Origin of the sequence: Streptomyces radiopugnans (genome assembly GCF_900110735.1) — a bacterium.
Classification (GTDB): domain Bacteria; phylum Actinomycetota; class Actinomycetes; order Streptomycetales; family Streptomycetaceae; genus Streptomyces; species Streptomyces radiopugnans.
The window spans coordinates 588836-597944 of the sequence record NZ_FOET01000003.1 but is presented as its reverse complement, the minus strand read 5'-3'; the positions used below and the strand labels follow the sequence as shown (position 1 = coordinate 597944).

At 73.0% G+C, this 9109-nt stretch carries 9 protein-coding genes; 1 reads left to right on the top strand and 8 read right to left on the bottom strand.

Annotated elements, in window-relative coordinates; translation table 11 throughout:
* Positions 1-404: 404 nt before the first annotated feature.
* From proC to BMY40_RS10165, 8 genes are all read right to left on the bottom strand, one after another.
* Positions 405-1217, bottom strand: a complete 813-nt coding sequence (gene proC, locus BMY40_RS10200; protein ID WP_093657731.1) for a pyrroline-5-carboxylate reductase — start codon at positions 1215-1217, stop codon at positions 405-407.
* A 110-nt stretch (positions 1218-1327) separates the two neighbouring features.
* Positions 1328-2065 (bottom strand): ABC transporter permease, encoded by a 738-nt coding sequence (locus BMY40_RS10195; protein WP_093657728.1) that lies wholly within the window; start codon positions 2063-2065, stop codon positions 1328-1330.
* Positions 2062-2865, bottom strand: a complete 804-nt coding sequence (locus BMY40_RS10190; protein WP_093657726.1) for an ABC transporter ATP-binding protein — start codon at positions 2863-2865, stop codon at positions 2062-2064. Before BMY40_RS10190 ends, BMY40_RS10195 begins: the two co-directional genes overlap by 4 nt.
* A gap of 189 nt (positions 2866-3054) precedes the next feature.
* Entirely contained in the window at positions 3055-3561 is a 507-nt protein-coding gene (locus tag BMY40_RS10185) for a hypothetical protein (RefSeq protein WP_093657724.1), read from the bottom strand.
* A 46-nt stretch (positions 3562-3607) separates the two neighbouring features.
* Positions 3608-5446 (bottom strand): dihydroxy-acid dehydratase, encoded by a 1839-nt coding sequence (ilvD, locus tag BMY40_RS10180; RefSeq protein ID WP_093657722.1) that lies wholly within the window; start codon positions 5444-5446, stop codon positions 3608-3610.
* Positions 5447-5577: 131 nt separating this feature from the next.
* Positions 5578-6294 (bottom strand): TetR/AcrR family transcriptional regulator, encoded by a 717-nt coding sequence (locus tag BMY40_RS10175; RefSeq protein WP_093657721.1) that lies wholly within the window; start codon positions 6292-6294, stop codon positions 5578-5580.
* Positions 6291-7100 (bottom strand): sugar phosphate isomerase/epimerase family protein, encoded by an 810-nt coding sequence (locus BMY40_RS10170; protein ID WP_093657719.1) that lies wholly within the window; start codon positions 7098-7100, stop codon positions 6291-6293. Before BMY40_RS10170 ends, BMY40_RS10175 begins: the two co-directional genes overlap by 4 nt.
* Positions 7101-7190: 90 nt before the next feature.
* Positions 7191-8132, bottom strand: coding sequence for a Ppx/GppA family phosphatase (locus BMY40_RS10165; RefSeq protein ID WP_093657717.1), 942 nt, complete (start codon positions 8130-8132; stop codon positions 7191-7193).
* Positions 8133-8198: 66 nt separating this feature from the next.
* On the opposite strand from BMY40_RS10165, the gene BMY40_RS10160 reads away from it, so the two are divergent.
* A complete protein-coding gene (locus BMY40_RS10160; RefSeq protein WP_425443095.1) occupies positions 8199-9104 on the top strand; it encodes a DUF3109 family protein in 906 nt (301 codons plus the stop codon).
* Positions 9105-9109: the final 5 nt, after the last annotated feature.

Genomic DNA, 9109 nt, shown 5'->3' with positions numbered 1-9109 from the left:
GACGGGGTATCAACATATCTGGCGTTGACTTTTGGCACGCTGTTGAGTTCTCAAGGAACGGACGCTTCCTTCGGCACCCCTATTCGGGGCCCCTCCGGGCGCTTCCCTTCGGTGTCTCCGACTCTATCAGATCCCTTTTCGGTCTCCGATCCCCGGCCGGCGGGGTCCTGCGCTTTTCCTCTCGCGCCGTTTCCGGCGCTTCCACCACCGTAGCGGATTTCCCGTCCGGCTCCTAATCGAGCCACCCGGACCCGAATTCCGGCACGCCGGAATTCATCCCCGGAAGGGATTCACACTGAGTGGGTGGTCGCCACCGAAGGCGACAGAAGAGCTGCCCGGTGTCGAGTCGACTCCGTGGCAGCTCGGAGAACACTACACGACCGCGAGCGGTCCATCAAACAGCCCTAGCCGTTGCCGCCGGAGGCCAGTTCCCGGCTGCGGTCGCGGGCCGCCTCCAGGGCCGCGATGAGGGCGGCGCGCACGCCGTGCCGCTCCAGCTCGCGGATGGCGCTGATCGTGGTGCCCGCCGGGGAGGTGACCGCCTCGCGGAGCTTGACCGGGTGTTCACCGCTGTCCCGGAGCATCACCGAGGCGCCCACGGCGGCCTGGACGATCAGGTCGTGCGCCTTGTCCCGGGGGAGGCCGAGCAGGATGCCCGCATCGGTCATGGCCTCCACCAGGTAGTAGAAGTACGCCGGGCCCGAGCCGGAGAGCGCCGTGGCGGCGTCCTGCTGGGACTCCGGGACGCGCAGCGTCTTGCCGACCGGCTGGAAGATCTCCTCCGTGCGGACGAGGTGGGCCTCGGTGGCGTGGGTGCCGGCGGAGATGACGGACATGCCCTCGTCCACCAGCACCGGGGTGTTGGGCATGACGCGGACGATCGGAGCGCCCTGGGCGAGGCGTTCCTCGATGAAGGCCGTCGGGATGCCGGCGGCGGCGCTGACGACCAGGCGGTCGGCGGGGACGTGGGGGGCCAGCTCGTCGAGCAGGGCCGCCATGTCCTGCGGCTTGACCGCCAGGATGAGCGTGTCGGCCGTCTTGGCCGCCTCGGCGTTCGTGACCGCGGTCACGCCGTGGCGGGTGCGCAGTTCCTCGGCGCGCTCCGGTCGGCGGGCGGTGACCAAGAGGTCGGACGGGGACCAGCCGGCGCGGATCATGCCCGACAGCAGGGCCTCGCCGATCTTGCCGGCTCCGAGGACGGCGATCTTCTGGGTCATGGGACGGCTCACCTTGTCCGGGTCCAGTGCGTGCGTGCTGCACTCGGTGCGTGCTGCGCTGCAATCCTCGCACTCTCGGCGGTGCCGCCGCCGGTTCGTCCATCTGGCGGTCAGGGGGTGCGGCGGCGGAGGGTGGCCGCGCCGAGGAGGAGGACGAGGAGGGCGCTTCCGGCGACGATCGCGATGTCGCGGACGAGGTCGCCGGTGACGCCGGAGTTGCGCAGTACCTCGTTCATGCCGTCCACCGCGTAGGACAGGGGCAGGACGTTCGAGACGGCCTCCAGGACGGGCTGCATGGTGTCGCGCGGTGTGAGCAGGCCGCAGAGCAGGAGCTGCGGCAGGATCAGCGCGGGCATGAACTGGACGGCCTGGAACTCGGTGGCGGCGAAGGCGGAGACGAACAGGCCCAGCGCCGTGCCGAGCAGGGCGTCGAGCAGGGCGATGAGGAGCAGCAGCCAGGGGGAGCCCGCGAAGTCCAGGTCCAGGAACCAGATGGTTACACCGGTGGCCAGGGCCGCCTGGGCGACGGCCAGCAGACCGAAGGCCAGTGCGTAGCCCAGGATCAGGTCGGCCTTGCCCAGCGGCATGGACAGCAGTCGCTCCAGGGTGCCCGAGGTGCGTTCGCGCAGGGTGGCGATGGAGGTGACCAGGAACATCGTGATCATCGGGAAGATGCCCAGCAGCGAGGCTCCGATGCGGTCGAAGAGTTCGCGGTCGTCGGCGTAGACGTAGTACAGCAGGACCGTCAGCAGCACGGGGACGAGCAGCAGCAGCGCGATCGTGCGGGGGTCGTGCGCGAGCTGGCGCAGTACGCGGCGGGCGGTGGCCAGGGTTCGGGTCGCGCTCACCGGGTCTCCTCCGTGTCGGTCTTCTCGTTCTTCCCGCCCTTGTCGCCCTCGCCGTCCCCGTCGCGGGCGGTGTCGACCAGGCGGAGGAAGGCTTCTTCGATGCTCCGGGTGCGGGTGCGGGCCCGCAGGGCGTCGGGGGTGCCGTCGGCAAGGAGGCGGCCGGCGCGCATCAGCAGCAGGCGCTCGCAGCGGTCGGCCTCGTCCATGACGTGGGACGAGACGAGCAGGGTGGTGCCGCGTTCGGCCGCGAGGCGGTGGAAGAGGCCCCACAGGTCGCGGCGGAGGACGGGGTCGAGGCCGACGGTGGGTTCGTCGAGGACGAGCAGCTCCGGGGAGCCGAGCAGGGCGACGGCCAGGGAGACCCGGGAGAGCTGCCCGCCGGAGAGGTTGCCGGCGAGGGCGTCGGCGTGGGAGGTGAGGTCGACGTCGGCGAGGGCGCGTTCGACCTGTCCGCGGCGTTCGGCGCGGGGCAGGCCCAGGACGGATGCGAAGTACTCCAGGTTCTGGCGGGTGGTCAGGTCGGTGTAGACGGAGGCGGCCTGGGTGACGTATCCGACGCGGGAGCGCAGCGGTGCGGCTCCGGCCGGGTGGCCGAGCACGTCGAGGGTGCCGGTGACCTTCGCCTGGGTGCCGGCGATGGCGCGCATCAGTGTGGTCTTGCCGCAGCCGCTGGGGCCCAGCAGACCGGTGACGGTGGAGCGTGGGACCTCGAAGGAGAGGCCGTCGACGACGGTGCGGCCACCGCGGACGACGGTGAGGCCGTCGGCGTGGACGGCCGGTCCCGCAGCGGAATTCATCATGCGTTGAATAATGCTCCCGCGCCGGCCCGGGCGTCAAGCGGGGCGGGACCGGACATGCCGGCGCCCCCGTCCGGGACGGACGGGGGCGCCGTGGTGATGCCGGGGGTGGGTTGCCCGGGGTGCCGCCGGAGGGGCCGGGCGGCGCTGCGTGAGGGGCCGCGGCGGCTCACGCGCCCCGGCCGGCTTCCGTCAGCGCCTGCGGCCGGGCCTCCCGGAGCCGCGGCGGGCGGCCGGGTTGCCGCGGCGCGCGGCGCGGGCGGCACCGCGGCGCTCGTGCCGCGCGACGGCCCGGTCGTACTCGGCGCGCCGCAGCTTCTCGCCAGGGGCCTCGACCAGGCTGCGCGCGGCGTAGGCGAGCAGGACACCCAGGAAGCCGATCATCTTGATCGGGCGCATCGCCGCGTCGTCGGAGCGCGCCTCGCCGGGCTCGCGGGTGTAGTCGGTGAGGGTGCGGCTGAAGGCCATGGAACTGGACAGCCCCAGGGCGACCACGAGCAGGACGCCGATCACGCCGCCGCCCGCGAAGGTGCTTCCCTCGTACGCCAGCCGCAGCGTCCAGGCTCCGGCGGCGGCCAGCAGCAGCGCCCCGAGTCCGAGTGCGATCCGGCGCAGGATGTAGCCACCGGAGTGGTCCACCCAGGTGGTGCCGTAGAACCGGATCGGCTCGGGCTCGGGGCGCTCCCGCTTCTCGCTCATGGTGTCGATTATGCGCGCGGGGGCCCGAGGGATGCCGGGGGCGGGGTCAGCCGAGCTTGGTGACGTCCCGCACCGCGCCCTTGTCGGCGCTGGTGGCCATGGCCGCGTAGGCGCGCAGGGCGGCGGAGACCTTGCGGTCGCGCGCCGCCGGCGCGTACCGGCCGCCGAGCGCCTCGCGGCGGGCGGCGAGGGTGGCCTCGCCGACCTTCAGCTCGATGGTGCGGGCGGGGATGTCGATGCTGATCAGGTCGCCGTCCTCGACCAGGGCGATGGTGCCGCCCGCGGCCGCCTCCGGGGAGGCGTGGCCGATGGACAGACCCGAGGTGCCGCCGGAGAAGCGGCCGTCCGTGATCAGCGCGCACTTGGCGCCCAGGCCGCGGCCCTTGAGGAAGGAGGTCGGGTAGAGCATCTCCTGCATGCCGGGGCCGCCCCTGGGACCCTCGTAGCGGATGACGACGACGTCGCCCTCCTTGACCTGCTTGCCCAGGATCTTCTCGACGGCCTCCTCCTGCGACTCGCAGACCACGGCCGGGCCGCTGAAGGTCAGGATGGACTCGTCGACGCCGGCGGTCTTCACCACGCAGCCGTCGACGGCGAGGTTGCCGTGCAGGACGGCCAGTCCGCCGTCCTTGGAGTAGGCGTGCTCCACGTCGCGGATGCAGCCGCCGGCCGCGTCGGTGTCCAGGGACTCCCAGCGCTCGGACTGCGAGAAGGCGCTGGCGGAGCGGACGCAGCCGGGGGCGGCGTGGAACAGTTCGACGGCCTCGGGGGACGGGGAGCCGCCGCGGATGTCCCAGGTCTTGAGCCATTCGGCCAGGGAGTCGGAGTGGACGGTGCGGACGTCCTCGTTGAGCAGGCCCGCGCGGTACAGCTCGCCCAGGATGGCGGGGATGCCGCCGGCCCGGTGGACGTCCTCCATGTAGTACGAGCCGTTGGGCGCGACCTTGGACAGGCACGGCACGCGACGCGAGATGGCGTCGATGTCGGTCAGCCCGAAGTCCAGCCCGGCCTCCTGGGCGGCGGCGAGCAGGTGCAGGATCGTGTTGGTGGAGCCGCCCATGGCGATGTCGAGGGCCATGGCGTTCTCGAAGGCGGCGCGGGAGCCGATGGCGCGCGGCAGGACGGTCGTGTCGTCCTGCTCGTAGTGGCGCCTGGTGATCTCCACCACCGTGCGGCCGGCGTTCTCGTACAGCGCCCGGCGGGCGGTGTGGGTGGCCAGCACCGAGCCGTTGCCGGGCAGGGAGAGGCCGATGGCCTCGGTGAGGCAGTTCATCGAGTTGGCGGTGAACATGCCCGAGCAGGAGCCGCAGGTGGGGCAGGCGTTCTCCTCGATGAGGGCCATGTCCTCGTCCGAGACGGCGTCGTTGGCCGAGTCGGCGATGGCGCTGATCAGGTCGAGTTTGCGGACCGTGCCGTCGACGAGGGTGGCGCGGCCGGACTCCATCGGCCCGCCGGAGACGAAGACCGTGGGGATGTTCAGGCGCATCGCGGCCATCAGCATGCCCGGGGTGATCTTGTCGCAGTTGGAGATGCAGATCAGGGCGTCGGCGCAGTGGGCCTCGACCATGTACTCCACGGAGTCCGCGATCAGGTCGCGGGAGGGCAGGGAGTAGAGCATGCCGCCGTGGCCCATGGCGATGCCGTCGTCCACGGCGATGGTGTTGAACTCGCGCGGGACGCCGCCCGCCTCCTTGATCGCCTCGCTGACGATCCGGCCGACCGGCTGGAGGTGGGTGTGCCCGGGCACGAACTCGGTGAAGCTGTTGGCCACCGCGATGATCGGCTTGCCGAAGTCCTCGCGCGCTACGCCGGCGGCCCGCAGGAGGGCGCGGGCACCCGCCATGTTGCGGCCGTGGGTGACGGTGCGGGACCTCAGCTGGGGCATGGTGCTCCACTCCTTCGTGAACCGTTGGGCGACCGTGGGGCGCGGTCTTCGGGCCGTGGCTGCCGAGCGTACGCCTCCCGCTCAAGATCTGGACGAAAAGTCCGGATCGTAAGACATGAGGGGCGCTGGATTCACCCTCCGCGCGGTTGTTCGCCGACGGGTCCGGCGGGTCCGGCGGGGCCGGTCAGATGGTGCTGGACGGCCGGCGAGAGGCGGGCGACCAGGTCCTCGGGGTCCGCGGAGGCCAGCGGCTCGATCCCCAGGACGTACCGCATGATCGCCACGCCCACCATCTGCGCGGCGGCCAGTTCCACCCGCAGCTCCCGGTCCGGGGCGTCCAGACGGCGCGCCACCCGGGCCATCAGCTGCCGCGTCACCATGCGCCGGAAGATCCGGGCGGCGGTCTCGTTGCTGAGCGCCGAGCGGACGACGGCCAGCAGCGGCGCACGGCTGGCCGGGTTCTCCCAGACGCCCAGGAAGAAGCGGACGAGCTCCTCGCCCAGACCGTCCGGGCCGTGGGGGGCGAGACGGCCCAGCCCCTCGGCGGCGGGGGCGAAGGAGACCTCGGCGGCGGCCTCGAAGACCTGCTCCTTGGCCCCGAAGTAGTGGTGGACCAGAGCCGGGTCCACCTCCGCGCCGCGGGCGATGGAGCGGATGGACGCCTTGTCGTAGCCGCGCTCGGCGAACTCCGCCCGGGCCGAGGCCAGGATGCGGTCGCGCGCCGTCTTCCCGGCCTCGGCCCGGCCGGCCGACGCCGGGCGGCCGCGACGGCGCGCTGGACGCGGGGCGTCCTCCGCGGACCGGGCCGCGCCCTGCGCGGCCCGGGCACCGGCGTCCCGCCCGCTCACGGGCCGGCCTTCCGGGGCACGGAGGCCAGATGGCGGCGGGTGAAGGCCAGGGCCTCGGCGAGATCGGCCTCGCGCTCGGCCGAGGACATCGCGCGGCGGGTGTTGACCTCGACCACCACGTGCCCGTCGAAGCCGGCCGCCGCCAGGTGCTCCAGGACCTCCGCGCACGGCTGGTCGCCGCGCCCGGGGACGAGGTGCTCGTCCTTGGCGGAGTCGGTGCCGTCGGCGATGTGGATGTGCGCCAGGCGGTCGCCCATGCGGTCCACCATCGCCAGGGTGTCGTTGCGGGCGGTGGCGGTGTGGGAGAGGTCGAGGGTGAAGTGGCGGTAGTCGTCCTCGGTCGGGTCCCAGGCGGGGGCGTAGGCGAGCATCTCGCGGTCGCGGTAGCGCCAGGGGTACATGTTCTCCACGGCGAAGCGGACGTCGGTCTCGTCCGCCATCCGCCACACGCCGCGCACGAACTCCCGCGCGTAGGAGCGCTGCCAGCGGAACGGCGGGTGCACCACGACCGTGCTCGCGCCCAGCTTCTCGGCGGCCTCGCGGGATCGCTGGAGCTTGGTCCAGGGGTCCTTGGACCACACGCGCTGGGTGATCAGCAGGCAGGGGGCGTGGACGGCGAGGATCGGGACGCCGTGGAAGTCGGAGAGCCTGCGCAGCGCCTCGACGTCCTGGCTGACCGGGTCGGTCCACACCATGACCTCCACCCCGTCGTAACCGAGGCGTGCGGCGATCTCGAAGGCCGTCGCCGTGGTCTCCGGGTAGACGGAGGCCGTGGAGAGGGCGACCTTCGGTACCGGGAGGGACATCGCTGGATCGACCACGCACAACAGCCTACGGCGAGCGGGAGGGCGTTACGGAGGTCGTCGCGGGGCCCACGGGGCGGGGTGTGGGGAAGGTCACGGGGTTCCGTTGCCGGACAGGCCGTCCAGCCGGCGCAGGATGACGCCCTCGCGCAGCGCCCAGGGGCAGACCTCCAGCCGCTCCACACCGAACAGGTCCATGGCGCCCTCCGCCACCAGCGCGCCCGCCAGCAGCTGCCTGGCCCGGCCCTCGGAGACGCCGGGGAGGGCGGCGCGTTCGGCAGCGGGCATGGAGGCCAGTTTCGGCACCCACTCCTCCAGCGACGCCCTTACCAGCTCGCGCTGGGCGTAGGGGCCCTCGGCGGAGCGGGGGGCGCCCGCCAGCCGGGCGAGCTGTTTGAAGGTCTTGGAGGTGGCGACCACGTGGTCGGGGGCGCTCAGTCTGCTGAAGTCCCCGACGACCCGGGCGATCTCGTGCCGCACGTGGCGGCGCAGCGCGCGGACGTCGGCCGGGTCGGGCGGATCGCCGGGCAGCCAGGAGTTGGTGAGACGGCCGGCGCCCAGCGGCAGCGAGGCGGCGGCGTCGGGCTGCTCGTCGATGCCGTACGCGATCTCCAGCGAGCCGCCGCCGATGTCCAGGACCAGCAGCCGTCCGGCCGACCAGCCGAACCAGCGGCGGGCCGCGAGGAAGGTCAGCCGCGCCTCGTCCTCGCCGGAGAGCACCTTCAGCTCCACGCCCGTCTCGGCGGCGACCCGCTCCAGCACGTGGTCGGCGTTGGCGGCGTCCCGTACGGCGGAGGTGGCGAACGGCAGCAGGTCCTCCACGCCCTTGTCCTCGGCGACGACCATCGCCTCCCGGACGGTCGCGGCGAGCTTCTCGACGCCCGCCGGGCTTATGGACCCGTCCTCGTCGAGGAGTTCGGCCAGGCGCAGTTCCGCCTTGTGGGAGTAGGCGGGCAGGGGGCGGGCGCCCCGGTGTGCGTCCACCACCAGAAGGTGAACGGTGTTGGAACCCACGTCGAGGACACCGAGTCTCATGGGGAGCCACGCTACTGCGGCCGGACGGTGTCCTGGAGCCCGGCCCGTGGTGCATACCCTGGGTGCGTGGCGAAGACGAAAACGGTGAAGCCGGACAAAGAGGCGAATGCGGGTGGGGAGCGGCGGCGGGCCGCGGGCGAGGAGGTCGAGCTGGACCACGCCCGGGTGTGGGTGGAGTTCCCGGACCCGGCGGACGACGAGCAGGTGTTCCGGTGCGACCTGACCTGGCTGACCTCCCGCTGGGGCTGCATCTTCGGCCAGGGGTGCCAGGGCATCAGTGCGGGGCGCGCGAGTGACGGCTGCTGCACGCTGGGCGCGCACTTCTCGGACGATGACGACGAGAAGCGCGTGGCGGCGCACGTGGCGCGGCTCACGCCCGAGAGCTGGCAGTTCCACGCGGAGGGCGCCTCCGAGCGCGGCTGGGTCGAGGTGAACGAGGACGGTGAGCGCCAGACGCGGCTGCACCGGGGCGCGTGCATCTTCCTCAACCGCCCCGGCTTCCCCGGGGGCATCGGCTGCGCGCTGCACACCATGGCCCTGCGGGAGGGGCGCGAGCCGCTGGAGACCAAGCCGGACGTGTGCTGGCAGCTTCCGGTCCGGCGGACGTTCGAGTGGGTGGAGCTGCCGGACGGCGAGCAGCGGCTGTACGTGTCGATCGGCGAGTACGACCGCCGCGGCTGGGGGCCGGGCGGGCACGACCTGCACTGGTGGTGCACCGGCGCGCCGTCGGCGCACGGGGCCGGCGAACCGGTGTACGTCTCGTACCGGCCGGAGCTGACGGAGCTGATGGGCCCGGCCGGGTACGCGCGGCTGGCCGAGCTGTGCGAGGAGCGGCTGGCGGCGGAGCTGCCCATGGTGGCCCCGCACCCGGCGGACGGGCCCGCGGGCGGCCCCGCGGCGGGTGCCGCGGGGCCGCCCGCGGGCCGTACCGAGCCGGGGCGCGCGGAGCCGGGGCACACGATGCCCGGGTGAGCGGC

What these genes read in the sequence shown, in the direction of transcription:
- proC (WP_093657731.1), bottom strand. Translation starts at nt 1,217, where the DNA reads ATGACCCAGAAGATCGCCGTCCTCGGAGCCGGCAAGATCGGCGAGGCC.
- BMY40_RS10190 (WP_093657726.1), bottom strand. Translation starts at nt 2,865, where the DNA reads ATGATGAATTCCGCTGCGGGACCGGCCGTCCACGCCGACGGCCTCACC.
- BMY40_RS10185 (WP_093657724.1), bottom strand. Translation starts at nt 3,561, where the DNA reads ATGAGCGAGAAGCGGGAGCGCCCCGAGCCCGAGCCGATCCGGTTCTAC.
- ilvD (WP_093657722.1), bottom strand. Translation starts at nt 5,446, where the DNA reads ATGCCCCAGCTGAGGTCCCGCACCGTCACCCACGGCCGCAACATGGCG.
- BMY40_RS10170 (WP_093657719.1), bottom strand. Translation starts at nt 7,100, where the DNA reads ATGTCCCTCCCGGTACCGAAGGTCGCCCTCTCCACGGCCTCCGTCTAC.
- BMY40_RS10165 (WP_093657717.1), bottom strand. Translation starts at nt 8,132, where the DNA reads ATGAGACTCGGTGTCCTCGACGTGGGTTCCAACACCGTTCACCTTCTG.